Here is a 24,885-nt window from a genome sequence, read left to right as displayed (position 1 = left end):
GGACAGCGGTGCGCGTGCCGCTTCTTCCGGGGCCCGCGTGGGCCTGCGTCAAGTGTCATATGAGTGTCATAATTTGCGCCTAACGTTGAAGACTCCAATTGGGGCGGGCCGAGAAGCGCCCGTTATGCGGATGCGGCAGAAAGGAGAATTCTGTGCGAATGAGTTTCATTAAGACGTTGGTTACCGCTGTTGCGGCGCTGTCGATCTGGGGGTCGGCCGGTGCGGCGGTTAAGCAAATCAACGGCGCTGGTGCGACGTTCCCTTATCCGGTTTACTCCAAGTGGGCGCAGGCCTACCAGAAAGAAACCGGCGTGCAACTCAACTACCAGGCCATCGGTTCCGGCGGTGGCATCAAGCAGATCGAAGCCAAGACCGTGGATTTCGGCGCGTCGGATGCGCCGCTCAAGAAGAACGAGCTCGACAAACACGGTCTGTTGCAGTTCCCGATGGTGATGGGCGGCGTGGTGCCGGTCGTGCATCTGAAGGGAATCCAGCCAGGCAAGCTGCGCCTGGACGGTAAAACCCTGGCCAGGATCTATGCCGGCAAGATCACCAAATGGAATGATCCGGCGATCAAGCAGCTCAATCCGAACCTGAATCTTCCGGACACGGATATCACGGTGGTGCACCGTTCCGATGGCTCGGGTACGACCTGGAACTTCACCAGCTATCTGACCAAGGTCAGCGACATCTGGGCCAATGGCCCCGGCCACGCCAAGGCCGTGTCCTGGCCGACCGGTGTTGGCGGCAAGGGCAATCAGGGTGTGGCGTCCTACGTGAACCGCATCAAGAACTCGATCGGTTACGTCGAGTACGCCTACGCGCTGCAGAACAAGATGACCTATGTCTCGCTCGAGAACAAGGCGGGCAACTTCGTGCAGCCGACCGCGGCCAACTTCCAGGCGGCTGCCGCGAACGCCGATTGGGCGAATGCACCGGGCTTCTATGTAGTGTTGACCGATCAGCCGGGCGCCAAGAGCTGGCCGATCACCGCGGCGACCTACATCCTGATGTACAAGCACCCGAAGGATCCGAAGACGGCGCAGGCCGTGCTCAAGTTCTTCGACTGGTCGTACAAGAACGGCGACCGGATGGCCGAGAAGCTCGACTATGTGCCGATGCCCGACAGCGCCGTGAAGCTGGTTCAGGACAAGTGGCACAGCCAGATGAGAGACGACAACGGCCAGCCGATCTGGCCCGTGCAGCAGTAATCCCTGTTGCGACGCGATTCGCCGTTCGAGCGGCGGATCGCATCGAGCGGCCGACCCAATGACTGGGTCGGCCGTTTTCTTCGCGTGCCATGGTATGCGCCCCGGGGCATGCGAGGAAAACGGCTGACTCGCCCGATGGAGAACGAGATTGAGTGACATGATCGCCCCTGAGAGCCCGCAGGCATTCCCGACGGGCCGGCGCGCCGCTGGCGGCCTCGGAGATCGCATTTTTCATGTGGTGACCGCGACCTGCGCCGTGATTGTGCTCGCCTTGATTGCCGGTATTGCCGTGTCGCTGGTCATCGGCGCCTGGCCGGCACTCAGCAAGTTCGGCTTCGGCTTTCTGCTCAGCAGTGAATGGAACCCGGTGACCGATACCTTCGGCGCGCTGGTTGCCATCTTCGGTACCTTGGTCAGTTCGGCGCTGGCGATGGTGATCGCCGTGCCGGTGAGTTTTGGCATCGCCCTGTTCATTACCGAGTTGTCGCCCGCCTGGCTGCGCCGGCCGATCAGCACGGCGATCGAGTTGCTGGCGGCCATCCCCAGTATCATCTACGGCATGTGGGGCCTGTTTGTCTTCGCGCCATTCCTGTCCGATTACGTCCAGCCATGGTTGAACGGCGCCTTCGGCGACCTGCCGGTCTTCGGTTACCTGTTTTCCGGGCCGCCGATCGGTATCGGCGTATTCACTGCGGCCCTGGTGCTCGCGATCATGGTGATTCCCTTCATCACGGCCGTAATGCGCGATACCTTCGAGGTCGTGCCGGCCGTGCTCAAGGAATCCTCCTATGCGCTGGGCGCGACCACCTGGGAAGTCGTGCGCAGTGTGATCCTGCCGTTCACCAAGACCGGCGTGATCGGTGGCATCATGCTGGGACTCGGGCGCGCGCTCGGCGAAACGATGGCGGTGACCTTTGTCATCGGCAATTCGCACAGTATTCCCAATGGCTTGTTCTATCCGGGCAACAGCATCGCCGCGACGCTGGCCAACGAGTTCACCGAGGCCTCGGGCGGGCTGTATACGTCGGCGCTGATCGCGCTCGGGCTCGTGCTGTTCGTGATCACGCTGATCGTGCTCGTCCTGGCCCGGCTGTTGTTGATGCAGTTGTCGAGCCAGGAGGGCCGCTAGTGCTCGGTAACGCCGATTCATTGCCGTGTTGCGGCGCTTTTTCGCGCCATGCGGCGCCGCCGCCAGGCACCGCATTTCCCGATACGGCGCGCCGCCGTGTCCGGCCTTGCGACAGTGCGAGCGCCGGCCGGCCGGCCGCCAACGCGGCGCGACGTGAAACGCTAACCCCGGGGGATCGAACGTGACGCTTTATCAGAAACGCCAGTTCATCAATCGCTTCAATATGGGGGCCGCGGTCGCGACCACGGCGTTCGGCCTGTTCTGGTTGGCCTGGCTGCTCTGGACGCTGGTCGGGCATGGCGTGGGCTATCTGAACTGGGAGGTCTTCACCCAGCCGACGCCGGCGCCGGGTAATAGTGGCGGGCTGTCGAACGCGATCGTCGGCAGCCTGATCGTGACTTTCATCGGTACCGGCATCGGCGCGCCGGTCGGCATCTTCGCCGGCACTTATCTGGCCGAATACGGCCGCAACCGGCGGATCGCGGCGATCGTGCGGTTCTTCAACGACGTGCTGCTGTCGGCGCCCTCGATCATCATCGGCTTGTTCGTGTATCAGATCGTGGTGTTGACGATGGGGCATTTCTCGGCGCTGGCCGGGGGCATCGCGTTGTCGCTGATCGTGATCCCGCTGACCCTGCGGATCACCGAAAACATGATGCGCCTGGTGTCCGATCAGATGCGCGAGGCGGCCGCGGCACTGGGTATCCCGCGCTGGAAGGTGATCACCCGGATCGTTTATCGCGCGGCGTTGTCCGGCATCATCACCGGCGTGATTCTCGGCATTGCGCGCATCGCCGGCGAGACCGCGCCACTGCTGTTTACGGCCTTGAACAACAACTTTTTCAGCACGAATGTGCTGCAGCCGATCGCGAATCTGCCCATGATGATATTTCAGTTCGCGCTCAGTCCGTACGAGGACTGGCATCATCTGGCGTGGGTTGGCGCGTTTCTCATCACTTTCGCAATCTTGGCGCTCAACGTTCTGGTGCGGCTCGTACTCCGCCCGAGCAAATAGGAGAGCATTATCATGGCCAGTACTTCGACCGATTCGCTTTCCCCGAGCTCGACGTCGTCGGTGACGACACGCAACACCCATGACGAGGCCGGGCCACGCAGCAAGACGGAGTCGCCGACGGCGGACGGCGCCGCCGACAACGCTACGTCCGGCGCTTCGAAGACCGAAGCGCAGAAGATCACCGGCGTCGTCGCCAAGGACAACCCCTGCAAGGTCGCGGTGCGCGACCTGAACTTCCACTACGGCGACTTCCACGCGCTCAAGGACATCAACGTGGAAATCGTCGACAAGGAAGTGACCGCTTTCATCGGCCCGTCGGGCTGTGGCAAGTCGACGCTGTTGCGCTGCTTCAACCGGATCTTCGAGTTGTACCCGGGCCACAAGGCCTCCGGTGCCATCGAGATGGACGGCATGAATCTGCTCGATCGCAGCGTTGACCTGAACGTGTTGCGCTCGAAGATCGGCATGGTGTTTCAGAAGCCCACGCCGTTCCCGATGAGTATTTACGACAACATCGCCTTCGGCGTGCGCCTTTACGAGAAGCTCAAGCGCCGCGAGATGGACGACCGCGTGGAATGGTCGTTGCGCAAGGCTGCGTTGTGGGACGAGGTCAAGGACAAGCTGCGCGCCAACGGCAGCGCGCTGTCGGGCGGTCAACAGCAGCGGCTGTGCATCGCGCGTGCGGTGGCGGTCAAGCCTGATGTACTGCTGCTCGACGAACCGGCCTCGGCGCTGGATCCGGTGGCGACGCTGAAGATCGAGGAGCTGGTGCACGAACTGCGCGAGGAATACACGATCGTGATCGTGACCCACAACATGCAGCAGGCTGCCCGCGTGGCCGGCTATACCGCGTTTTTCCATCTCGGCGAAGTGGTCGAATACTCGGATACGGATTCGCTGTTCACCAACCCGCGGGAAAAACGCACCGAAGACTACATCACCGGCCGCTACGGCTGATCGATACAAACGACGCGCAACCGCGACGAGGTCATCATCATGGAATTGGACAAGGTCGGCATCGAGAGACATACCTCCAAACAGTTCGACGTCGAGCTTGAGGATGTACGCGAACGCGTACTCACCATGGGCGGGCTGGTCGAGCAACAGATTGCCAATGGGGTCAAGGCGCTGGTCGAAGGCAATGGCGCGCTGGGCGAGGAAGTCGCCCGAAGCGACTACAAGATCAATGCCATGGAAGTGGCGATCGACGAAGAATGCACCAAGATCCTGGCGCGGCGACAGCCCCAGGCCGGCGATCTGCGGCTCGTGCTCGCGATTGCCAAGACGATCACCGACCTTGAGCGGATCGGCGACGAGGCCGAAAAGATCGGCCGCATGGCGATGCAGCTCGCGGGGCAGGAACGCCCCAACAGCGCCTTCCACCAGATCGACGCACTGGGCCGACACGTGCGCCAGATGGTGCGCGACGTGCTCGACGCCTTTGCCCGGATGGATACCGAGACGGCGCTGACCGTCGCGCAGCACGACACCGAGGTCGATCGCGAGTATGAAGGGGTGATGCGGCAGTGCATCACCTTCATGATGGAGGATCCGCGCACGATTCGGCACATGCTGGATGTGATGTGGGCGGTCAAGGCACTGGAGCGCATCGGCGACCACTCGACGAACATCGGCGAGTATGTCGTCTACTTTGTCGGCGGGCGCGACGTGCGGCACATCGGCATGGAGGAACTGGAAAAGGAAGTCAAGAGCAGTCGGCGCAAACCAAGCTAGCCAGCGCCCTGTGACGACCACCGCTCAAGTCGTGGTTTTCGATTGCTTTTTCGTGCCGGGCAGGGCGCGGTGATACGCCGTATCCGGCAATAGGGCGTATCGCCGCGGCCTACGGCGCCTGAATGGCCGAGAAACCGGCCGGTGGGTCGGCGGTGCAGGCGACAAGGGCAGTCGGCGGCGGCGCCGGCCTTGTGCCCGGGCGGCTCGGGCGGGCGATGCAGCGCAGCGCGCATGCCGGTGCGTCGCCTGGCGCTTGCTATCGGCAACGCGGCACCTTCGCCAGTCGTACCTTGCCGGCCCTTGTCCGGGAAAGGCGATAGCTCCGAAAGGCCTTGCCGCCGCTGCTGGCGGATCGCTACCGGGCGGTCTGAGCGGGCTCGGCGTGTTTGCGCGCAGCGCCAACAGGGCCGGACTCGAACGCCAGGGGGCCGAGCTTTGATACTATCTGCGCGGTTCGAATGCGTGGACGGTCCCGTTGGCGAAAAAATCTCGTAAACCCGGTAAACGATCCCGGCCGAAACGCGGACAGCCGCGCGGCTGGCTTCGCCGGTTGCTGCCCTACCTGGCGTTACTGCTCTGCGCGGGCGCGGCGGCGCTGGCGCTGTACATGGTCCATCTCGATCACGAGGTGCGCACCAAGTTCGAGGGAACACGCTGGAAATTGCCGGCCAAGGTCTTCGCGAGCCCGCTACAACTGTATGCCGGGCTGGATATGTCGAAGCAGGGGCTTGAGCAACGGCTGGGGCGGCTGGGCTATCGCGAGGCCGATTCAATCAACAACCAGGGGACATTCGAGGCGTCGAGCTCGACGTTGTCGATCCATACCCGCCAGTTCCAGTTCTGGGACGGTACGCAGCCGGATCGCGAGGTGAAACTCACGTTCAACGGCAACGGCGTGTCGTCCATCAATGCCATCGACGGCAAGGGCAATCTGGCGCTGATCCGGCTCGATCCGCTGCTGATCGGCAGCATTTATCCGGCCAAGGGGTCGGATCGGATTCTGGTCAAGCTGGGCGATGTGCCGCCCATGCTGCCCGCCGGGCTGATCACGGTCGAAGACCGCAATTTCATGACCAATTGGGGAATTTCGCCCAAGGGGATTGCTCGCGCGGCCTGGGCCGATTTGCGCGCCGGACATATCGTGCAGGGCGGGTCGACGCTCACCCAGCAACTGGTCAAGAACTTTTATCTGAGCAATCGCCAGACGCTGGGGCGCAAGATCAAGGAAGCGCTGATGGCGATTCTGCTGGATGCGCACTTCTCGAAAGACGAGATTCTGCAGGCTTATATCAACGAGGTTTATCTCGGCCAGGATGGTTCGCGCGCGATCCACGGCTTCGGGCTGGCGAGCTACTTCTACTTCCGCAAGCCGATTCAGGAACTGCAGCCGAACGAAATCGCGTTGCTGGTGGGCATGGTCAAGGGCCCGAGCTACTACGATCCGCGCCGGCATCCCAAGCGCGCCAAGTCGCGGCGAAACCTGGTGCTGAACATGTTTCACAACGCCGGGTTTCTCAAGGACAAGGCCTGGAAGAAAGCCAAGGCAGCGCCGCTGGGCGTGACCAGCCATTCGGCTTACGGCAACAGCCAGTACCCTGACTTCATTGATCTGGTGCGCAAGCAGCTGCACGGCCAGTACAAGGATGCCGACCTCACCGAGGCGGGCCTGCGAATCTTCACCACGCTGGATCCGAGCGTGCAGGCCGCGGCGGAGAAGGAAGTCGACCAGGGGCTGAAGCGGGTCGAGAAGGCCCACGGCATCAAGAAGAATAGCCTGGAATCGGCAGCGGTGGTCACCAGCGTCGAGGGCGGCAAGGTGCTGGCGCTGGTCGGCGGGCGCGATCAGGGCTATGCCGGCTTCAACCGCGCGCTCGATGCGCATCGGCAGGTCGGCTCGTTGATGAAACCGATCGATTACCTGACGGCGCTGGAAAATCCGTCCAAGTTCAATGCGATCACCCCGCTCGACGATTCACCGCTCGCGGTCAAGCTGGCCAACGGCCAGACCTGGCGCCCGCACAATTACGAACGGCGCAGCCACGGCACGGACGTGCCGGTGTACTACGCGCTGGAACACAGCCTCAATCTGGCGAGTTCGCGGCTGGCGTTGTCGACCGGCATCCCGAATATCATCAAGACGCTCCACGATCTCGGTTATCCCGGTAATCCGATGGCGGTGCCGTCGCTCGCGCTGGGTGCGGTCGGCATGACGCCGCTCGATGTGGCCCAGATCTACAACACGCTGGCCACCGGCGGGTATTACACGCCGCTGCGTGCCATTCGTGACGTGACCACGCGCACCGGCAAGCCGCTCAATCGTTATCCGCTCAAGGTCCATCAGGTAGTCCAGCCGGGGCCGGCCTATATCATCCAGTGGCTGATGGAGCGCGTGGCGCGCCACGGTACCGGTGCCGGCATGTATCGGGTGTTGGATGGGGCCAAGCAGATGGCGGGCAAGACCGGGACCACCAACAATCTGCGCGATGCCTGGTTCGCCGGTTTTGGCGGCAATCGCGTGAGCGTGGTCTGGGTCGGGCGCGACGACGACAAGTCGGCGCATCTCACCGGGGCCACCGGTGCGCTGCCGATCTGGTCGCGCATCATGAGCGATATCGATGCGCGCGGTATCGTGAACACGCCGCCGGACAGCATCAAGCAAGTTCCGTTGCACCTGGTGTTCGACCCGAGCGCGGTCAACCAGGGCCTCGGGCCGGACCCCGATGCGATGTACGGCAATGGGCAAAACTGTCCCAATGCGGTAAAAGTACCCTTTATCAAGGGTTATGTGCCACAGGGCCTCGCGCCGTGCGATACCGACATCATGAGCGCGAATCGCCGTCACCAGCAGAAGCAACAGCAACCGAATAATGATCAAGGCAAGGGCAACTGGTTCCACCGTCTGTTCTGATATGAACAAGATCAAATCGATCCTCGCGCTGGGCGCGCTTATTCTGGTGGCCGGTTGTGCCACGCAGTCCGGGGGCATGTCCGCGCCTTCGGGTAACGCGCCGTCGCAGCCGTCGCAGGCGTCCCCCTCGGGCCCGGCGGGACAGGCGCCGCCGCCCGCCAACAGCGGTAACCCGAGCGTGAATGCGCCGCAGCAGCCACCGCAGCAGCAGCAGAAGAAGAAGACGCCGCCGCAAAACGCATCGCAGATCAGCAGCCCGGCCGTGATGTCGCTGCTGGGGCGCGCCGATACACTGGCCAATGCCGGACATATGGATGCCGCGGCGTCGACGCTGGAGCGCGCACTCGATCTCGCGCCGCGCAATCCGTTCATTTATCAGCGTATGGCCGCGGTGCGACTGGCTCAGGGCGAAAACGGCCAGGCGGAACAGCTGGCGATGAAATCCAACAGCGTGTCCAACAACAACCCCTTCGTGGAGGCCGGCAACTGGCAGCTGATCGCCGAGGCGCGCAAGCAGGCAGGCAACAGCAACGGCGCGCAGAAAGCCCGTGCGCAGGCGGTGAACTTCCGCCAGGCCGCCTCGCAATACCCGCAATGACGGCAGCGGCAGGCGCCGCGCTGTTCCAGGACGACGCCGCGCTGGCCGCTGCGTTGCCCGGTTACCGCCCGCGACCGGGGCAGGCGGAAATGGCCTCGGCCGTGGCGCAGGCCATGGACGGCGGCGGCCGGCTGGTGGTCGAGGCCGGCACCGGCACCGGCAAGACCCTGGCCTATCTGTTGCCGGCGCTCGCTTCCCGCCGCAAGGTGATCGTGTCGACCGCGACCCGCCATCTACAGACGCAGTTGGCCGAGAAGGACGTGCCCCTGGCACAGGCCGTGCTCGGGCGGAGCGTGCATACCGCGGTCCTCAAGGGCCGGTCGAACTACCTCTGCCTGCACCGGCTCGAACTCGCAGAACACAGCGGCGATCTGTATCTGGGCCCACGATTGCGTCGCGTGCGGGATTGGGCCGGCCGCACGAAAACAGGGGATATCGGCGAATTCGGCGATCCCAGCGACGGCGATGCCCTGTGGCCGCGCATTACGTCGACCACGGATAACTGCCTTGGCACCGACTGCCCGCTCTACGATCAATGCTGGGTCCTGCATGCGCGGCGCGAGGCCCAGGCGGCCGATGTGGTCATCGCCAATCACTACCTGCTGTTCGCGGATATGACGGTACGCGAGGCCGGCTTCGGCGAGGTGTTGCCGGGGGCGGACGCGATCGTGCTCGATGAGGCCCACAAGCTGCCGGATATCGCCGGGCGCTTCTTCGGCCAGGCGGTATCGTCGCGCCAGGTGCGCGACCTGGTGCGCGACGGGCGGGCCGAAATCGAGGCCCTGGGCGGGGACATGCCCGACCTTGTGGCGTGTTTCACAGCCCTCGGCGAAAACGAAAGGGCATTCACCGAAGGGCTGGGCGAGGGTGCGATCACCCAGGGCTGGCGCGAAATCGCGACCGCCGAGCGCGTGGCGGCACGCGATGCCCTGGTCGAATCGCTCGCCACGCTGGAAAGTGAACTGGAGCCCGCGCTCGAACGCAGCGAGGGGCTGAAATCGGTCGCGCGGCGGGTGACCGACCTGCGTGCGCGGTTCGCGACCGTGGTGGCCGAGGACGGCGATCGTGTGAGCTGGATCGAGCGCCGCGGCGCGAGCTGGATCTGGCACAGCACGCCGCTGGATGTCGCCACACCGTTCGCGCGCGCGGTGGAATCCACGCCGAGTGCCTGGATCTTCACCTCGGCCACGCTCTCGGTCAGAGATGAGCTGAGCTATTTCTGTGCCCGGCTCGGATTGTCGAGCGTCGAGACCCGAATCCTGCCCAGCCCGTTCGACTACGAGCACAACGCGCTGCTGTATTCGCCGCAGCGCATGCCGGCGCCCTCGGCGCCGAATTTCGACGATGCCGCCGTGGACGAGATCGTGGCCTTGATCCATGCGGCCGAAGGTGGCGCGTTCGTGCTCTGCACCAGCTACCGGGCCGTGCGCCGCTACGGCGAGGCGCTGGTCGAAGCCGGGTTCGAACCGCTGGTTCAGGGGCAGGCGCCGCGCGCCAGCCTGCTGGCCGATTTTCGCGCCGACTCCAATGCCATTCTGGTGGCGACCAGCAGTTTCTGGGAGGGGGTCGATGTGCGCGGCCATGGCCTGCGGCTCGTGATCATCGACAAGCTGCCGTTCGCCTCGCCCGCCGATCCGGTTCTTGCGGCGCGCTTCGAGGCGATGAAATCGGCCGGGGAGAATCCATTCATGGACTACCAGCTGCCGCAGGCGGTGATCATGCTCAAGCAGGGGGTTGGACGCTTGATCCGCGATGCCGAGGATCGCGGCGTACTCGCGATCTGCGATCCGCGTCTGTTTACCGCGCGCTATGGCTCGGTGATTCGTGCCAGCCTGCCGCCGATGGCGATCACGCGCAGCCGCAGCGCCGCCTGTGCCTTCGTCGATGGGCTGGCGCCGTCCACCATCGAGGCCTCGGTACCGTGAAGATATTAGCGCTGGATGCCTCCACGGCGGCGTTGTCCGCGGCCCTGTTCGACAGCCGCGCGCCGGCCGACGCCCGCGAGATCTTCGAGATCGCGCCGCGCGAACATGCCACGCGCCTGCTGCCCGCGGTGCAGACATTGCTCGACGACGCCGGACTGCGGCTGTGCGATCTCGACGGCATTGCCTTTGCGCGCGGGCCGGGTGCCTTCACGGGGCTGCGGATTGCCGCCGGGCTCGTCCAGGGGCTGGCGAGCGGCGCGGATCTGCCGGTGGTGGGCATATCGACCCTGGCGGCCCTCGCGGCGCGGGTGTTCGCGCAATGGCCGGCGGCCACCCGGGCCCAGGTCGTTCAGGACGCGCGTATGGGCGAAATTTACACCGCCACCTTCGAGCGCGCCGCCATGCCCGAACCCATGGCCGAGGAACGGGTGATGGCACCGCACGACCTGGCGGTGGAGCCGCCGGAGATTGCCTGGCGTGCCGGCAATGGCTGGCCGCTGGTGTTCGCGGCCCAGGCCATTCGCGCGGCTCCGGTTGCCGTCGATGCCCCGCACGCGCTCGACGTGGCGCGCCTGGCCGGGCCCCTGTTTGCGGCCGGCCGGGGCATGGCGGCCGCGAGCGCGCTGCCGGTCTATGTGCGCGACGATGTCGCCCGCAAGCCGGGTGCGGCGAAGGGTTGACCGCAGGGCGGCACCGAGCAAGCGATAAAACAACACAGGAGATTGCCATGCGTTATCGATTGGGCGATATGGCCCCGGACGTACCGGCCAGCGACGACTATTTCATTGCCGAGAATGCGACGGTCATCGGCCGGGTACGGCTGGCCGAATGTGCCAGCATCTGGTTCAACGCGGTACTGCGCGGCGATCAGGAACTGATCGCCATCGGTGAGGGCAGCAATGTGCAGGACGGCTGTGTGTTGCATACCGACCCCGGGTTTCCGCTGACCGTGGGCGCCGGCGTCACCGTGGGTCACCAGGCGATGCTGCACGGCTGCACCATCGGCGACAACAGCCTGATCGGCATCCAGGCGGTGGTACTCAACGGCGCCACCATCGGCCGCAATTGTCTGATCGGTGCCGGCGCGCTCATCCCCGAGGGCAAGACGATTCCGGATAACAGCCTGGTCATCGGCGCGCCCGGCCGCGTCAAGCGCGAACTCGAAGCCGACGAGATCGAGGCGCTCAGCCACGGCGCGGCGCATTACGTGGACAACTACCGGCGATTCCGGGCCGAGCTGTCCCCGGTCTGCCGCTGACCGCGGGCCTGCAGATCCGGGCTCAGGTGCCGGGTGTGAGGTAGATATCGAAACGGATGGCGCGCCCTCGCACCTGCAGATCGGGCGGTGCGATCGGTGTGGCGCGCGCATGCTGTTTCACCACGACACGCCGCATGGCCTGCCGGCGCGCGATTTCGAGCACCTCCGGGGCATCGTCGTCGGCGCCGGCGAGTTCGGCGAGCCATGCCAGCGCTTTCTGCGGCGCCGACTTGCGCCGCGGGCTGGCGAACATGGGGTCGATGTAAATGGCGTCGAACGCGCCGCCGGGTCGTGCGGCAAGCCACGATCGTGCGTCGGCATAAACCGGCGGCTGCCAGTGCGGCCACCATGCCGGCGCGTGCGGCGATTCGTCGATGCGTTGTGTGGCGTCGGCGATGAGCGCATACAGCGCCGGCTGACGTTCCACAGCGGTCACGTCGCAACCCAGGCCTGCAAGCGTGGCGGCGTCGCGCGCCAGGCCCGCCGTGGCGTCGAGGATGCGCATCGGCGGGTGGCGATGCAGGCCGAATGCGCGCGCCAGCGGCGATCGCCGTCCGCCGGCCTGACGGTCGGCCAGTCCGGCGCTATCGGCGAGGGCGCAGCGCAATCCGCTGCCGGCGGCATCCTTGGCGGATCGCAAGGCCAGTCCGGATTCGTCGCGCGCGAGATAAAAGCCCTGGTCCGGCACTTGCTGTACCGGGTCCAGCCCGAGATCGGCGGCTCGTCGCATATCCCGTGGCGCGTACGCATCGTCGGGCGCGATCAGCCACACGACTAGCGCAGCCGCGACGTATCGAAGACCTGCTGTAGTTTCTGCGCCAGCATGTAATTGCCTTCCACCTTGAGCCGGCCGGTGAGAAAAGCGGTGATACCCCGCATGCGCCCGGTCATCAGCTTGATCAGATGATCATCGCGTACCTTGAACGTGACGTCCGGCGCGCGGGCGAGGCCCTCATGCGCACTGCAGTGGCCATTTTCGATCGTGATATAGACCGGATGCCGGGTCAGGTACTGGGCGGTAATGGACAGGTCACCGGCTGCGTCGGGCTTGAAACAAAGCGGCAGTCGGGTCAGAAGCTCGCGGGCGTCTTGCATCGGGCCGTAGGGTTGGCTCGTCGAATCAGCCCGCTATGATGCGCGAGCGGCGCCCATTTGCCAACGATGGCCGCGCGAACGCTCGCCCGCGCGGGATGTTGTTGTCGGCGCTTACCCGTCCATGTAATCGACGACTGCCGAGTAACCCGCCTCGGTCAGCAGTATGGCGTTGACCGTGGTTTCGTAGATGCGGCCGGCTGCGCGCAGCTTCTCGATTTCCGCGGCATCCTCCGACGCGCTCAGGTAGTAGAAATCCCGGCCTTCGTCGAAACTCTCCTTGAGTTGTTTGAAGGCGCGGAACGCAGCGCCCTTCGTGCTGCCCCGTTCCTGGTCTATTTCCTTGAGACTCCAGGTTTTTTCCGACTTGGCCATAGATTTCACGAATCCTCGTTGAGTGGCCGCAAAGCTAGCAGTGCCCCGGGGCGGGGTCAACGTGCCGGCGCGGGGGTATGGCAACGGATGCCGCGGGTCGACGATTGCTTTATCTTAGAGTCTGTTGCCGTTTCACATGACGCCGCGCTGGTGACGGCCCGAAACGCTGCGGTCCTTGGCCGGACCGGGCGCGGCAAGCGCGCTGTGGCGCCGCTGCAGAGCGACTGACAGCAGCGGATTGCGCGAGCTTGCATTGACCCGGGTCGATGGCTCGGACGCCTGATCCGGCGGTGCGGGCGCGACTGCAGATTCACAGCAGCCGGCGCACCACGCCAGGTGGGTGCGTCCGCGGGCGGCGTGGCGTGAAATGGGCCCTGGCGGTCATGACCCGATCCGCAACCAAAGGAGAGCATGCGGAATGAAGATAAGTGAGCTGGTGTCGCAGTGGCAGTCGAGCGCGGGCGAGCCGCGTACGGAGCAAAGCTACGACGTGCAGTTGCCGATCTATGATGCGGCCAAGATCGAAGCGCTGGTGGAGATGTTTCCGGGACTGACGCGCGAGCGGGTGATCACCGATCTGCTGGCGTGCGCGCTGGACGAACTCACCAGTTCGTTCTCTTATCAGCCGGGCGAGGATGTCGCCGGTTACGACGATCTCGGTGATCCGATGTATGCCGACGCCGGGCTGACGCCGCGATTCCAGGCGTTGACCAAGGCCTATGCCGACAAGCTCAAGTCCGGCGGCTAGCGTCGCGCCCGCGGCCTGGCGACGGCGACTGGCCGCGGCCCTGGCTCTGGAGATGCCGCCGGGCGAGTGCTTGATGAGGCTCGATGCGCGTCGCGCGCAACATGCCACGCGCCCGGCTGCCGTGCTGATCGGCGTCGAGGCCGCGAGCGAGCCGCGCATTTATTTCACCCAGCGCACCCAGGGGCTGACCCATCACCCCGGCCAGATCAGTTTTCCCGGTGGGCGCATCGATCCCGGCGACTCTGGCCCGGCGGATGCGGCCCTGCGCGAGTGCCACGAGGAGATCGGCCTGATGCGCGAGGCCGTGACGCTGCTCGGCGAGTTACCGTGCTACGCCACGGTGACCGGATTCGAGATCAAGCCGTTTGTCGGCTGGATCGAACCGGGGCAGGTGCTGCAACCGGACGGCGTCGAAATCGAGCGGATATTCGCCGTGCCGCTGGCCTATGCCATGAATGCCGCGCACTACCATAGCCGACGGTGGCGCCGCGACGGCACGGATTACCGAATCTACGCGATCGATTTCGACGGCCACCACATCTGGGGCGCCACCGCCGCCATCCTGATGGGGCTTGCGCAACGGGTGGCCGCCGTCGAGGGTCGGGCTTTTTACGTTGCGTCGGCGGACGAGCTCTGAGGTTCGCGGCTCGCCGGTGCCGCGGCTTTCGGCGCGGCGTCGCCCCCCCCCTTGGCTGCCTTCATCAACGGCTCGATCAGATCCATCGGCAGCGGGAAGACAATCGTCGAGTTGTTCTCGCTCGCGATGTCGACCAGCGTCTGCAGATAGCGCAGCTGCAGGGCCTGCGGCTCGCGCGAGAGTTGTTCGGCGGCGCCGCGCAGGTTCTCGGCCGCCTGCATTTCGCCCTCGGCGTTGATGATCTTGGCGCGGCGCGAGCGCTCGGCCTCGGCCTGGCGGGCGATGGCGCGGGTCATGCTTTCGTCCAGGTCCACCTGCTTGATCTCGACGTTGGCCACCTTGATGCCCCAGGCGTCGGTATGGCGATCCAGAATCGTCTGGATGTCGGCGTTGAGCTTGTCGCGTTCGGCCAGCATGTCGTCCAGCTCGTGCTGGCCGAGCACGCTGCGCAGGGTGGTCTGCGACAACTGGCTGACCGCCATGTAGTAGTTTTCGACCTCGATGATGGCCTTGTCGGCGTCGATGACCCGGAAATAGACCACCGCGTTGACCTGCACCGAGACGTTGTCGCGCGAGATCACGTCCTGGGTCGGCACGTCCATGACGGTCACGCGCATGTCGACCTTGATCATCTTCTGAATCACGGGGATGACGAGGAAGATGCCCGGACCCTTGACCCCGGTCATGCGGCCGAGCGTGAACATCACACCGCGCTCGTATTCCGGCAGAATCTTGATCGAGGCGAATATGAAGATCGCCAGCAGGACGATCACGGCAATCACGACATTGAAGAACATGGCTAGGATCCTTCCGGCCGTCGGCCGGTCTTGTTCGAATGAGCCGCACTGCGCTGTTCAAGGGGACGCACAAAAACGGTAAGTCCTTGCACGCCGATGACGGTGAGGATTTGGTCGCGTTTGACCGGCGTTTCGCTGATCGCCCGCCAGGATTCGCCGTGTAGCCAGACCCGGCCTTCACGCACGAAGTCGTCGTTCGCCACGCACTCGCGCCCGACCAGGCCTTCGTGGCCGGTTTCGACGTGTGCGCGCCGCGAGCGCGCGAACATGAGCACCATCAGCGCCAGAATGAGCGCCGCGGCGATCGCGATGCCGATGATCACCCCCATCGACACATCATACCCGGCCGCGTTGCTGTCCATGAGCATGATGGAGCCGAACACGAACGCCACGATGCCGCCCAGCCCGAGGGCGCCGAAGCTTGGCACGAACGCCTCGGCCACGAACAACAGCACACCGAGCACGATCAGGGCCGCGCCGCTGTAGCTGACCGGCAGCACGTGAAACGCGAACAGGGCGGCGATCAGGCTGATGCCGCCCACCGTGCCGGGCAGGGTGGCGCCGGGGGCCAGGGCTTCGGCGGCCAGGCCGACGATGCCGACCATGAACAGCAGATAAGCGACGGTCGGGTCGGTGATGATGGCGAGCAGCGAGGTACGCCAGCCGGGCGTGCGCCGCTCGATCGTCAGGCCCTTGGTATGCAGGGTGACATCACCGTCGGCGGTGTGGACGGTACGACCGTCGACCGCCGTGAGCAGCGCCTGCGCGTTATCGGCGATGAGATCGATCACGTGCTTTTTTTCAGCCTGTTGCGCGCTCAGGCTGGCGGCCTCGCGTACGGCCTTTTCCGCCCAGTCGGCGTTGCGGCTGCGCCGTTCGGCCAGGCTGCGGATATAGGCCACGGCATCGTTGACCTGCTTGCGGCGCTCGGTGGCGCCGTTGGACAGGTCGGGCGCCGTGGCGCTTTGGGTCTTGTCCTTCGACGATTTGTCGTTGTGTTTCGATCCGCCGTTACCCGCCGGCTTGTCGTTGCCGCCGCCCAACTCGATCGGCGTCGCCGCCCCGAGATTGGTGGCCGGCGCCATCGCCGCGATATTCGTGGCATAGAGGATATATGTGCCGGCACTGGCGGCCCGCGCGCCCGACGGTGCCACATACCCGATCACGGGCACGGGTGAGGCAAGAATGGCTTTCACGATATCCCGCATCGAGGCCGACAGGCCGCCGGGCGTGTCGAGACGCAGAATGATCACGGGCACGTGATCCGCTTCGGCCTGGTGAATCTCGTCGACGACATAATTGCCGATCGCCGGGCCGATGGCGCCGTCGATTGGGATCTCGCGGGCCGTGGATGCTGCGCCGCCCGCGGCGTGGGCCGCGATCAGCGCGAACGCCAGCAGAATCGGCAATAGGGCGATCAGCGGACGGCAGCGGGTTATCGATCGAACGCTCATGTCTGTAATTAACGCAGCGTTCGCGGCAACCGATGCGCGCGGGCTACAGTTTCTCGTACAGGGCGACGAGCTGTTGGGTCACCTTATGGCTCGGCGCGAAGTGGATGAGCGGCACGGATGCATCGTGCGATTCACGCACCTTGACCGAACTGGTGACGTGCGCATCAATGATGGGATGGCCTTCCTCGGTGAGCTCGGCCAGCATGCGCTGCGGCAGCTTGGCGCGCGGCTGGAACTGGTTCACCACGATGCCGTCGATCACCAGCGCCGGGTTGTGGTCGTCCTGGATCTCGTGAATGTTGTCGAACAGGGCATATAGCGCCTGGCGCGCGAAGTCGTCGCAGTCGAACGGCACCAGCACGCGATCGGCCGCGATCAGCGCCGATTGCGAGTAGAAATTCAGCGCCGGCGGGGTGTCGATGTAGATTTCGTCGAAGCCGGACAATGTCTCCAGCGCCTGGCGCAGCTTGTAGATCTTGTGCTTGGCCTCGAGCTTGACGCGAATCCCTTCGAGATCGGGGTGCGCGGCAATGATCGATAGATTCTCAAATGGCGTGTCGGTCACATAATCGGCCAGATTCTCACGGCTGCGGCCGCGTTCCAGCGTGGCCTCGAAGAAATCGGCGCTGCCACATTCGGCCTGGCGGCCATCCGAGGACAATAGATACTGGCTGGCATTGCACTGGGCATCCAGATCGATGACCAGCGTGCGCCGGCCGCGCTCGGCGGCGATCGCAGCGAGATTGGCGAGCACGGTGGTCTTGCCGACCCCGCCTTTCTGGTTGAAAACGACCCGAGTCGTCATGAGCGCTCCCGGCCGAAGGCCGCACCGAATAGGATCTGCGAATGACTCTAGCCGTTCGCCGGGGCCTCGTCGAGCAGAGCCGCAAGGGCGGGCAGGGCACGGCTGGCGGAATCCGCAACGCGGACATCGACAGCATGGGACACACCGGTCGGGCGCGGATTGATCTCGATCACGGGCCGGGCGGATTCAATCGCGGCATCGACCAGCGCTGCCGCCGGATACACGCGGTTGGAGGTGCCGACCACGAGCACCGCATCGGCACGCGCCAGCGCGGATTCGGCGGCCCGCAGGGCCTCGGTGGGCAGCATTTCGCCGAACCAGACCACGTCCGGGCGCATCATGGTGCCGCAGCGATGGCAATACGCCGGGTCTTGTGTGTCGGGCTCGGCGACTTTGTTGTCGACCGTGGCACCGCAGCTACCGCAGCGGTCGCGCCAGATATTGCCGTGCAACTCGGCGATGGCGCGGCTGCCGGCCGCGGCGTGCAGACCATCGACGTTCTGGGTAGCCACGAATACGCGCCGCGACGCGCCCAGTTGCGCAATACCGCGATGGCCGGCGTTCACGCCGCCACGTGCGATCAGCGCACGGCGCCACTGATACCAGCCCCAGACCCGCTCGGGATGCCGGACGAAGGCTTCGGGCGTGGCCAGATCCTCGGGCGCATATGCGGCCCAGAGGCCGGTTTGTGCCTCGCGAAATGTCGGAATGCCCGACTCGGCCGATATGCCGGCGCCCGTGAGCACGAGAATCTCGCGCGCTGCTGCGACCAGCACGGCGGCACGGCGGATGGGCTGCGGGTCGTCATCACTCATGCCGCGATGGTAACGCGACCCGCGCCGCCAGCGAGGTGGGCCGGGAGCGTTCAGCCGTCGTCGGTGGTCGTCGTCTGGCCCGGTTTGGCCGTGAGTCGGCGGGCCTTGGCGGTGGCACGCCGGCGCGGCATCCATTGCACGCGGTACAGGTCGTGGCGGCGATCCAGCATGTTCTGCACCGAGCCCGACGTGCGCGCTTCATGCAACGTATCGAGCCGTACGTCGGCGATCGCCACCTGTTCGGCATTCGCCGTGGTATCGGCGGCGATGCCGTCGCGCGCGAAGGCGAAATCGCAGGGGGTGAAGATGCCGGACTGCGCGTAGTGCATGTCCATCGCGTGGATGCGCGGCAGGTTGCCGGTGTTGCCGGCCGTGGCCACGTAGATCTGGTTTTCCACCGCGCGCGCGTGCGCCGAGTAGCGCACGCGCAGGTAACCGGCCCGGTCCTCGGTCGAGAATGGCACGAACAGGATATTGATGCCCTGATCCGCCAGATGCCGAGACAGTTCGGGAAATTCGCTGTCGTAGCACACAAGCACGCCGATCGGGCCGCAATCGGTCTCGATCGCGTTCAGGCTGTCGCCGCCGACGATGTTCCAGTGTTCGCGCTCGCCGGGCGTGGGGTGGATCTTGGGCTGCATGTATTCCGAGCCATCGCGCAGATAGATGTAGGCGATGTTCTGCAGTTCCTCGCCCACCTGCGTCGGATGCGAACCGGCGATGATGTTGATGTTGCAACGAACGGCCAGGTCGGCCATCAATGCACGGAAATCGTCGCAGAAGTCGGCCAGCCGCCAGATGGCCGCACGTCGGTGCAGGTCCTCGTTCTTGATCGACAGCAGCTGCACCGTGAACAGTTCGGGGAAGACCACGAAATCGGCCTTGGCGTCCGCGGTCTCGCGCACGAAGTAGGTCACGATCTGGGCGAACTCGTCGAACGAGTCGATCGCACGCTGCATGTACTGGACGGTGGCGATGCGCACGCTGTTGCGTGTTTGCAGATGCACATGGGAATCGCCCGGCACATCCTCGCGATACTTGTACTCGGGATTGCGCCAGAGCAGATGGGCGCCGTAACCCATCGAATCCGGATCGTCCGGCAGGTAGTTCGGCATCACGCCGAGCAGTTCGTAGCCCTGGGCGAGCTGGAACGAGAGTACGCGGTCGCGGATGGTCTTGTCGGCCACGGCCTCGACATAAGCCTGGGCACTGCCGAACTGCTTCAACCGGCGCCGCAGGCCCGGGATGCGCCCGGCGAAGACAATGCCCTTGAGCCCGAGCTTGACCGCCAGCGCCTCGCGCTCGCGATACAGCCGGCGCCCGATGCGCAGGCCGCGGGCGTCCGGGTCCACGCACACTTCGTAGCCATACAGATAATCGCCGTCGATATCGTGCGTGGAACCGTAGCCGTTGCCGGTAATCTCGGCCCAGCTGTGATTGCGCATGACCTGCGCTTCCGGCAGGCAGATGGTGGCGCAATAGCCGACCACCTGGTCTTCATAGACCGCGACCAGCTGGCCTTCCGGGAAGTTGTTGATCTGGCCGCGCAGTTCGTCGAACGAGTAATCGTCCATCTTCGGGTACGCACGCTGCACGATCCGGTTGATGGACGGAATGTCGGCCAGGCGGGCCTTGCGAACGATCAGACGGGAACGGCTGTTCTGTGACGCCATGGCGAATCCTCCGGGCGGAGCGGGTCGACGGTCGAACAAGCGGGCAGGCCGGCGGCGGGCATGACGGCCCGCGGCGGCGGATATCAGCCGCCGCGAGACGCTTTCTTGCGCTCGTGTTCCTTGAGCCAGCGCTTGCGTACGCGGATCGAGCCGGGCGTGATCTCGACCAGTTCATCGTCGTTGATGAATTCCAGCGCCTGTTCCAGTGTCATGCGCACCGGCGGCACGAGCTGGATGTTCTCGTCGGTGCCGGCCGCGCGCACGTTGGTGAGCTGCTTGGCCTTCTGTACGTTGACGGTGAGATCGTTCTCGCGCGAATGAATGCCGACGACCATGCCCTCGTAGATTTCGTCGTTCGGGCTGATCATCATCTTGCCGCGGTCCTGCAGGTTGAAGATGGCAAAGCCGACTGCCTTGCCCGGCGCGTTGGCGATCAGCACGCCTTTCTGGCGCTGGCCGATGTCGGTGCCGCCGAGCGCGCCGTAGTGATCGAAGACATGGGTGACGATGCCCGTGCCCGAGGTCAGGCTCATGAACTCGGTCTGGAAGCCGATCAGGCCGCGCGACGGAATCATGAATTCCAGCCGGGTCCGGCCCTTGCCGTCCGGCTCCATGTTCTGCAGCTGGCCGCGCCGCTGCTGGAGATTGTCGATCACCGAGCCCTGGTGCGCGTCCTCGATATCACACATCAGCAGTTCGTAGGGCTCCTGAATCTGGCCGTCGACCTGGCGCGTGACCACTTCCGGACGTGAGACCGACAGTTCATAGCCTTCGCGGCGCATGGTTTCCAGCAGCACCGACAGATGCAGCAGGCCGCGGCCGGAGACCTTGAAGCGATCGGCATCGCCGCCTTGTTCCACGCGCAGCGCCACGTTCGACTTGAGCTCGCGCTCGAGCCGCTCGCGGATCTGGCGCGAGGTCAGGTAGTTGCCTTCCTTGCCGGCCAGCGGTGATTTGTTGACCTCGAAGGTCATGCTCATGGTCGGCTCGTCGACCGTCAGCCGCGGCAGCGATTCCGGCTTGGCCGGATCGCAGAGCGTGTCCGAGATGTCGAGATCGTTCATGCCGGTCAGGGCGACGATATCGCCGGCGCGGGCCTCGTCCACCTCGACGCGGTTCAGCCCCAGGAAACCGAACACGCCCGCCACGCGGGCATTGCGCGTGCCGCCCTCACGGTCGACGATGGTGACGTTGGTGGCTGGTTTGATGGTGCCGCGGGCGATGCGGCCGATGCCGATCTGGCCGACGAAGCTGTTGTAGTCCAGCGTGGTGATCTGCATCTGGAAGGTGCCTTCCAGGTTCACCGGCGGGGCGGGGACGTTCTCGGTGATGGTGCGAAACAGCGCCAGCATGTCGCCGTCGCGCACGGTGTCGTCCATGCCGGCATAACCGCCGAGCGCCGAGGTGTAGATGATCGGGAAATCGAGCTGTTCCTCGGTCGCCCCCAGACTGTCGAACAGATCGAAGGTCTCGTTGAGCACCCAGTCCGGCCGCGCGCCGTCGCGGTCGATCTTGTTGATCACCACGATCGGCTTCAGGCCGAGCTGGAAGGCCTTCTCGGTGACGAAGCGGGTCTGCGGCATCGGGCCGTCCACGGCATCGACCAGCAGCAGGACCGAATCGACCATCGACAGCACGCGCTCGACTTCGCCGCCGAAGTCGGCGTGGCCCGGAGTGTCCACGATGTTGATGTGGTACACCGCGTCGGAATCCGGGTCGCGCCATTCGATCGCCGTGTTCTTCGACGTGATCGTGATGCCGCGTTCCTTTTCCAGATCGTTCGAATCCATGATCCGGTCGGCGACGTCCTCGCGGGCGTCAAACGTGCCCGACTGACGAAGCAGACAGTCCACGAGCGTGGTCTTGCCGTGGTCGACGTGGGCGATGATCGCGATGTTGCGAAGATTATCGATCATGAAAAATGGGCCAGCCGGGATGCGAAAACGCGACATTATCCGGCAATGAAGGCGCTTCGGCTAGCCGAAAGTCGTAAATGATGCAAGAAATTGCCAGGCCTGCGGTCGCTTCATGATGCAAATATGCGACCATTGTCGGATGAGTCAATCGACCGCAACCGCCCGTACCGACTACCTTGAGCGAGGCACGCCCGCGTATCTGCGCGCCAACCTGGCGCTGTTCGCCGCCGGCTTCGCGACGTTCTCGTCGATGTACTCGGTGCAACCGCTGATGCCGGCGTTTTCGCGCGAATTCGGGGTGTCGGCAGCGGTCAGCAGCCTGTCATTGTCGGTGACGACCGGCGTGCTCGCCTTCACGCTGTTTCTGGCCGGGCTCATGTCGGGCGCGATCGAGCGCAAGACGGTGATGGCGGCATCGCTGCTCGGCTCGGCTGCGTTGTCGCTGGTGGCGGCGATCGCGCCGGGCTGGACCACGCTGCTGGTCGCGCGTGCCTTCGAGGGGTTCGCACTCGGCGGCGTGCCCGCGCTCGCCATTGCCTATCTCTCGGAGGAAACCGACCCCGAAGACCTGGGCACCGCCACCGGCCTGTATATCGCCGGCACCGCCTGCGGCGGCATGGGCGGACGCGTGATTGCCGGCCTGCTGGCCGAAGCCTTCGGCTGGCGCGTGGCCATCGCCAGCCTCGGTCTGATCGGCTTCGTCGCCGCCGCCGTGTTCGTTGCCTTGCTGCCACGCTCGCGCAATTTCGTGGCCCAGCGCGGGCTGACACTGCGCCAGCACGCCGGCCCGGTCGCGTCGCACATGCGCCACAACGCGCTGCCCTGGGTGTTCCTCTGCGGCTTTCTGTTCATGGGCGCTTTCGTGTCGGTCTACAACTATGTCGGCTATCGGCTGTCCGAGCCGCCGTTCTCGCTGGGCCAGGGTGCCATTGGCTCGGTGTTCGTCGTCTACATGGCCGGCATCGTGACCTCGGCCGTTGCCGGCAAGATCGCCGACCGTCACGGGCGCCCGCCGATGCTCATCTTCGCGATCGTGCTGATGGCGCTGGGGCTGGCGTTGATGTGGCCGGATTCGCTGCTGGCGATCATCGCGGGAGTCGGACTGGTGACGATCGGCTTCTTCGCCGGTCACGCGACCGCGAGCGGCTGGGTCGGCCTGCTCGCGCAGCACGGCAAGGGGCATGCGGCCGGGCTGTATCTGCTGGGCTACTATCTCGGATCGAGCGTCGTCGGCTCGCTGGGCGGGCTGTTCTGGAGCGGCTACGGCTGGGCCGGGGTGGCCGCCATGGTGGCGGTGGTTCTTGCGCTGGGTCTGGTCGCGGTCGTCCGCCTTGCCGTTTGGCAGCGCCATGCCGCGTCGATCGCTTGAGGCCTCACAGGCCGAATATCGTCTGATACAGCAGGAAGATGTTCAGCCCGATGATGGCGCCCGCCACGCTCCAGGCGGCGACTGTCGTTGCCCGTCGATTGACCAGGCTCCCCATCAACGCCCGATTCGAACAGAACATCAGCAGTGGGATCAGGGCGAACGGAATACCGAACGACAGCACCACCTGGCTCATGACCAGCGCGGTCGTGGGGTCGACGCCGATGGCGAGAAGGACCAGCGCGGGCGCCATGGTGATCAGCCGGCGCAGATACAGCGGGATCTGGCGATTCAGGTAGCCCTGCATGACGATCTGGCCGCTCATCGTGCCCACCGACGAACTCGAGAACCCGCTGGCGAGCAGGCCGACGCCGAACATGATGGCGGCCAGGGTGCCGGCATGATCGTGCAGGCGGCTGTAGGCCGTCTCCAGCGTCGATACGGTTTCGCCACTGCCGTGAAACAGTCCGGCCGCCATCACCAGCATGGCGCCGTTGATCAGGCCGGCCACTCCCATCGCGATCAGGATATCGACGAATTCGAAGCGGAACAGGCGCCGACGCTCTTCGTCGTTGCGGCCGATCACACGCCGTTGCATGAGGGCCGAATGCAGATAGATCACGTGCGGCATGACCGTGGCGCCGAGAATACCGGCGGCCAGCATCAGACTATTGCTTCCGGCCAGGGTGGGCACGAACAGGCCGGCCAGCAGGGCGCGACCGTCCGGATGGGCGATCCAGACCTCGTAGGCGAAGGAGATGACCACCACGGCGATCAGCGCGGTGATGCCGGCTTCGAGCGGGCGAAAGCCGCGCCGCTGCAGTTCCAGCAGCCCGAACGAGCAAACGCCGGTGATCAGGGCGGCCGGGAACATCGCAATGCCGAACAACAGATTCAGGCCGAGCGCGCCGCCGATGAACTCCGCCAGATCGGTCGCAATGGCAATGAACTCGGCCTGGATCCAAAGCCCGAGGGTGACCAGCGGCGGAAACCGCTCACGCGAGATTTCGGGCAGATTTTTACCGGTCGCGATGCCCAGTTTGGCCGACATCGACTGAATGAGAACAGCCATGACGTTGGAAACCAGCACCACCCAGAGCAGCATGTAGCCGTAGCTCGATCCCGCCTGAATGTTGGTCGCGAAGTTGCCGGGATCGATATAGGCCACGGCCGCGATGAAGGCGGGGCCGAGGAATGGAAGCAAACGCCTGAGCCCGCGCCGGTGACCGTCGAGCGCGGCCTGGGCCGCCCGCGCCGTGGCACCTTCGCCCGGCAGGAAATCATGGTTGATGTGGGTCGAGCTCATTCGGGGCTTCCGAAGCGCCGGCATGCCGCCGCGGCGCTCGTCGCGAGAAAACAGACCAGGGTTCAATCGTGGTCTGGCACTCATAAAATCAGCATAGGCTAAACTTTACGGTCATCGGCTACA

At 64.9% G+C, this 24,885-nt stretch carries 23 protein-coding genes; 13 read left to right on the top strand and 10 right to left on the bottom strand.

Going from position 1 to position 24,885, the window contains the following annotated elements; genetic code table 11:
* The first annotated feature begins 158 nt into the window (after positions 1 to 158).
* The 10 genes from pstS (at position 159) to ACS8Y6_RS10765 (ending at position 11,778) form a co-directional block, all read left to right on the top strand.
* A complete protein-coding gene (gene pstS / locus ACS8Y6_RS10810) occupies positions 159 to 1,211 on the top strand; it encodes a phosphate ABC transporter substrate-binding protein PstS (RefSeq protein WP_440848421.1) in 1,053 nt (350 codons plus the stop codon).
* Between the two features lie 148 nt (positions 1,212 to 1,359).
* Entirely contained in the window at positions 1,360 to 2,340 is a 981-nt protein-coding gene (gene pstC / locus ACS8Y6_RS10805; protein ID WP_440855549.1) for a phosphate ABC transporter permease subunit PstC, read from the top strand.
* 181 nt (positions 2,341 to 2,521) lie between these two features.
* The gene (pstA, locus tag ACS8Y6_RS10800; protein ID WP_440848423.1) at positions 2,522 to 3,355 is read left to right on the top strand and encodes a phosphate ABC transporter permease PstA; all 834 of its coding nucleotides are present in this window, start codon (positions 2,522 to 2,524) and stop codon (positions 3,353 to 3,355) included.
* Positions 3,356 to 3,367: 12 nt separating this feature from the next.
* Entirely contained in the window at positions 3,368 to 4,312 is a 945-nt protein-coding gene (pstB, locus tag ACS8Y6_RS10795) for a phosphate ABC transporter ATP-binding protein PstB (protein WP_440848424.1), read from the top strand.
* A gap of 45 nt (positions 4,313 to 4,357) precedes the next feature.
* Positions 4,358 to 5,089: a phosphate signaling complex protein PhoU gene (phoU, locus tag ACS8Y6_RS10790; protein WP_440848564.1), complete on the top strand. Its 732-nt coding sequence runs from the start codon at positions 4,358 to 4,360 to the stop codon at positions 5,087 to 5,089.
* Between the two features lie 550 nt (positions 5,090 to 5,639).
* Entirely contained in the window at positions 5,640 to 7,997 is a 2,358-nt protein-coding gene (gene mrcB / locus ACS8Y6_RS10785) for a penicillin-binding protein 1B (RefSeq protein WP_440848425.1), read from the top strand.
* 1 nt (position 7,998) lies between these two features.
* The gene (locus ACS8Y6_RS10780) at positions 7,999 to 8,595 is read left to right on the top strand and encodes a tetratricopeptide repeat protein (protein ID WP_440855548.1); all 597 of its coding nucleotides are present in this window, start codon (positions 7,999 to 8,001) and stop codon (positions 8,593 to 8,595) included.
* On the top strand, positions 8,592 to 10,520 hold the full coding sequence (locus ACS8Y6_RS10775) for an ATP-dependent DNA helicase (RefSeq protein ID WP_440855547.1): 1,929 nt from the start codon (positions 8,592 to 8,594) through the stop codon (positions 10,518 to 10,520). The genes ACS8Y6_RS10780 and ACS8Y6_RS10775 overlap by 4 nt, the downstream gene beginning before the upstream one ends.
* On the top strand, positions 10,517 to 11,200 hold the full coding sequence (gene tsaB, locus ACS8Y6_RS10770) for a tRNA (adenosine(37)-N6)-threonylcarbamoyltransferase complex dimerization subunit type 1 TsaB (RefSeq protein ID WP_440848428.1): 684 nt from the start codon (positions 10,517 to 10,519) through the stop codon (positions 11,198 to 11,200). The genes ACS8Y6_RS10775 and tsaB overlap by 4 nt, the downstream gene beginning before the upstream one ends.
* A gap of 47 nt (positions 11,201 to 11,247) precedes the next feature.
* On the top strand, positions 11,248 to 11,778 hold the full coding sequence (locus tag ACS8Y6_RS10765; protein ID WP_440848429.1) for a gamma carbonic anhydrase family protein: 531 nt from the start codon (positions 11,248 to 11,250) through the stop codon (positions 11,776 to 11,778).
* Positions 11,779 to 11,800: 22 nt separating this feature from the next.
* Here the strand turns inward: ACS8Y6_RS10765 and ACS8Y6_RS10760 are convergent, their stop codons facing one another.
* The 3 genes from ACS8Y6_RS10760 to ACS8Y6_RS10750 all read right to left on the bottom strand — a co-directional run bounded on the left by ACS8Y6_RS10760 (position 11,801) and on the right by ACS8Y6_RS10750 (position 13,245).
* The gene (locus tag ACS8Y6_RS10760; protein ID WP_440855546.1) at positions 11,801 to 12,508 is read right to left on the bottom strand and encodes a class I SAM-dependent methyltransferase; all 708 of its coding nucleotides are present in this window, start codon (positions 12,506 to 12,508) and stop codon (positions 11,801 to 11,803) included.
* Positions 12,509 to 12,552: 44 nt separating this feature from the next.
* Entirely contained in the window at positions 12,553 to 12,873 is a 321-nt protein-coding gene (locus tag ACS8Y6_RS10755) for an SCP2 sterol-binding domain-containing protein (protein ID WP_440848431.1), read from the bottom strand.
* A gap of 111 nt (positions 12,874 to 12,984) precedes the next feature.
* On the bottom strand, positions 12,985 to 13,245 hold the full coding sequence (locus ACS8Y6_RS10750; RefSeq protein WP_109994709.1) for a hypothetical protein: 261 nt from the start codon (positions 13,243 to 13,245) through the stop codon (positions 12,985 to 12,987).
* 418 nt (positions 13,246 to 13,663) lie between these two features.
* On the opposite strand from ACS8Y6_RS10750, the gene ACS8Y6_RS10745 reads away from it, so the two are divergent.
* Positions 13,664 to 13,993: a type 1 pili tip component gene (locus ACS8Y6_RS10745; RefSeq protein WP_440848433.1), complete on the top strand. Its 330-nt coding sequence runs from the start codon at positions 13,664 to 13,666 to the stop codon at positions 13,991 to 13,993.
* A gap of 73 nt (positions 13,994 to 14,066) precedes the next feature.
* Positions 14,067 to 14,630, top strand: coding sequence for a CoA pyrophosphatase (locus ACS8Y6_RS10740; protein ID WP_440848434.1), 564 nt, complete (start codon positions 14,067 to 14,069; stop codon positions 14,628 to 14,630).
* Here ACS8Y6_RS10740 and ACS8Y6_RS10735 read toward each other — a convergent pair.
* The 6 genes from ACS8Y6_RS10735 to typA form a co-directional block, all read right to left on the bottom strand.
* The gene (locus tag ACS8Y6_RS10735; RefSeq protein WP_440848435.1) at positions 14,603 to 15,427 is read right to left on the bottom strand and encodes a slipin family protein; all 825 of its coding nucleotides are present in this window, start codon (positions 15,425 to 15,427) and stop codon (positions 14,603 to 14,605) included. The genes ACS8Y6_RS10740 and ACS8Y6_RS10735 overlap by 28 nt on opposite strands.
* A 2-nt stretch (positions 15,428 to 15,429) precedes the next feature.
* Positions 15,430 to 16,881, bottom strand: a complete 1,452-nt coding sequence (locus tag ACS8Y6_RS10730) for an NfeD family protein (protein WP_440848436.1) — start codon at positions 16,879 to 16,881, stop codon at positions 15,430 to 15,432.
* A 43-nt stretch (positions 16,882 to 16,924) separates the two neighbouring features.
* Positions 16,925 to 17,686, bottom strand: coding sequence for a ParA family protein (locus ACS8Y6_RS10725; RefSeq protein WP_440848437.1), 762 nt, complete (start codon positions 17,684 to 17,686; stop codon positions 16,925 to 16,927).
* Between the two features lie 47 nt (positions 17,687 to 17,733).
* Positions 17,734 to 18,501, bottom strand: coding sequence for an SIR2 family NAD-dependent protein deacylase (locus tag ACS8Y6_RS10720; protein ID WP_440855545.1), 768 nt, complete (start codon positions 18,499 to 18,501; stop codon positions 17,734 to 17,736).
* 50 nt (positions 18,502 to 18,551) lie between these two features.
* Entirely contained in the window at positions 18,552 to 20,174 is a 1,623-nt protein-coding gene (locus ACS8Y6_RS10715) for a GNAT family N-acetyltransferase (protein WP_440855544.1), read from the bottom strand.
* A gap of 83 nt (positions 20,175 to 20,257) precedes the next feature.
* A complete protein-coding gene (gene typA, locus ACS8Y6_RS10710; protein ID WP_440848440.1) occupies positions 20,258 to 22,090 on the bottom strand; it encodes a translational GTPase TypA in 1,833 nt (610 codons plus the stop codon).
* Between the two features lie 139 nt (positions 22,091 to 22,229).
* Between typA and ACS8Y6_RS10705 the strand changes: the two genes are divergently transcribed.
* A complete protein-coding gene (locus tag ACS8Y6_RS10705) occupies positions 22,230 to 23,459 on the top strand; it encodes an MFS transporter (RefSeq protein ID WP_440855543.1) in 1,230 nt (409 codons plus the stop codon).
* Between the two features lie 4 nt (positions 23,460 to 23,463).
* Here ACS8Y6_RS10705 and ACS8Y6_RS10700 read toward each other — a convergent pair whose 3' ends face one another.
* On the bottom strand, positions 23,464 to 24,762 hold the full coding sequence (locus tag ACS8Y6_RS10700) for an Nramp family divalent metal transporter (RefSeq protein WP_440848442.1): 1,299 nt from the start codon (positions 24,760 to 24,762) through the stop codon (positions 23,464 to 23,466).
* Positions 24,763 to 24,885: the final 123 nt, after the last annotated feature.

Origin of the sequence: Salinisphaera sp. RV14, assembly GCF_052044135.1 — a bacterium.
Classification (GTDB): Bacteria; Pseudomonadota; Gammaproteobacteria; order Nevskiales; family Salinisphaeraceae; genus Salinisphaera.
Note: the sequence above shows the minus strand (reverse complement) of the source record. Positions and strands in the feature narration are given on the sequence as shown.

Bases quoted from the DNA above. Each gene is read 5' to 3' on its own strand.
- ACS8Y6_RS10745 (WP_440848433.1), top strand. From the start codon at position 13,664: ATGAAGATAAGTGAGCTGGTGTCGCAGTGGCAGTCGAGCGCGGGCGAG.
- ACS8Y6_RS10725 (WP_440848437.1), bottom strand. From the start codon at position 17,686: ATGACGACTCGGGTCGTTTTCAACCAGAAAGGCGGGGTCGGCAAGACC.
- pstS (WP_440848421.1), top strand. From the start codon at position 159: ATGAGTTTCATTAAGACGTTGGTTACCGCTGTTGCGGCGCTGTCGATC.
- ACS8Y6_RS10765 (WP_440848429.1), top strand. From the start codon at position 11,248: ATGCGTTATCGATTGGGCGATATGGCCCCGGACGTACCGGCCAGCGAC.
- ACS8Y6_RS10740 (WP_440848434.1), top strand. From the start codon at position 14,067: ATGAGGCTCGATGCGCGTCGCGCGCAACATGCCACGCGCCCGGCTGCC.
- ACS8Y6_RS10775 (WP_440855547.1), top strand. From the start codon at position 8,592: ATGACGGCAGCGGCAGGCGCCGCGCTGTTCCAGGACGACGCCGCGCTG.
- ACS8Y6_RS10780 (WP_440855548.1), top strand. From the start codon at position 7,999: ATGAACAAGATCAAATCGATCCTCGCGCTGGGCGCGCTTATTCTGGTG.
- pstB (WP_440848424.1), top strand. From the start codon at position 3,368: ATGGCCAGTACTTCGACCGATTCGCTTTCCCCGAGCTCGACGTCGTCG.
- ACS8Y6_RS10730 (WP_440848436.1), bottom strand. From the start codon at position 16,881: ATGAGCGTTCGATCGATAACCCGCTGCCGTCCGCTGATCGCCCTATTG.
- ACS8Y6_RS10715 (WP_440855544.1), bottom strand. From the start codon at position 20,174: ATGGCGTCACAGAACAGCCGTTCCCGTCTGATCGTTCGCAAGGCCCGC.
- ACS8Y6_RS10760 (WP_440855546.1), bottom strand. From the start codon at position 12,508: ATGCGACGAGCCGCCGATCTCGGGCTGGACCCGGTACAGCAAGTGCCG.
- ACS8Y6_RS10755 (WP_440848431.1), bottom strand. From the start codon at position 12,873: ATGCAAGACGCCCGCGAGCTTCTGACCCGACTGCCGCTTTGTTTCAAG.
- ACS8Y6_RS10720 (WP_440855545.1), bottom strand. From the start codon at position 18,501: ATGAGTGATGACGACCCGCAGCCCATCCGCCGTGCCGCCGTGCTGGTC.
- ACS8Y6_RS10705 (WP_440855543.1), top strand. From the start codon at position 22,230: ATGAGTCAATCGACCGCAACCGCCCGTACCGACTACCTTGAGCGAGGC.
- ACS8Y6_RS10750 (WP_109994709.1), bottom strand. From the start codon at position 13,245: ATGGCCAAGTCGGAAAAAACCTGGAGTCTCAAGGAAATAGACCAGGAA.
- ACS8Y6_RS10700 (WP_440848442.1), bottom strand. From the start codon at position 24,762: ATGAGCTCGACCCACATCAACCATGATTTCCTGCCGGGCGAAGGTGCC.
- typA (WP_440848440.1), bottom strand. From the start codon at position 22,090: ATGATCGATAATCTTCGCAACATCGCGATCATCGCCCACGTCGACCAC.
- ACS8Y6_RS10735 (WP_440848435.1), bottom strand. From the start codon at position 15,427: ATGTTCTTCAATGTCGTGATTGCCGTGATCGTCCTGCTGGCGATCTTC.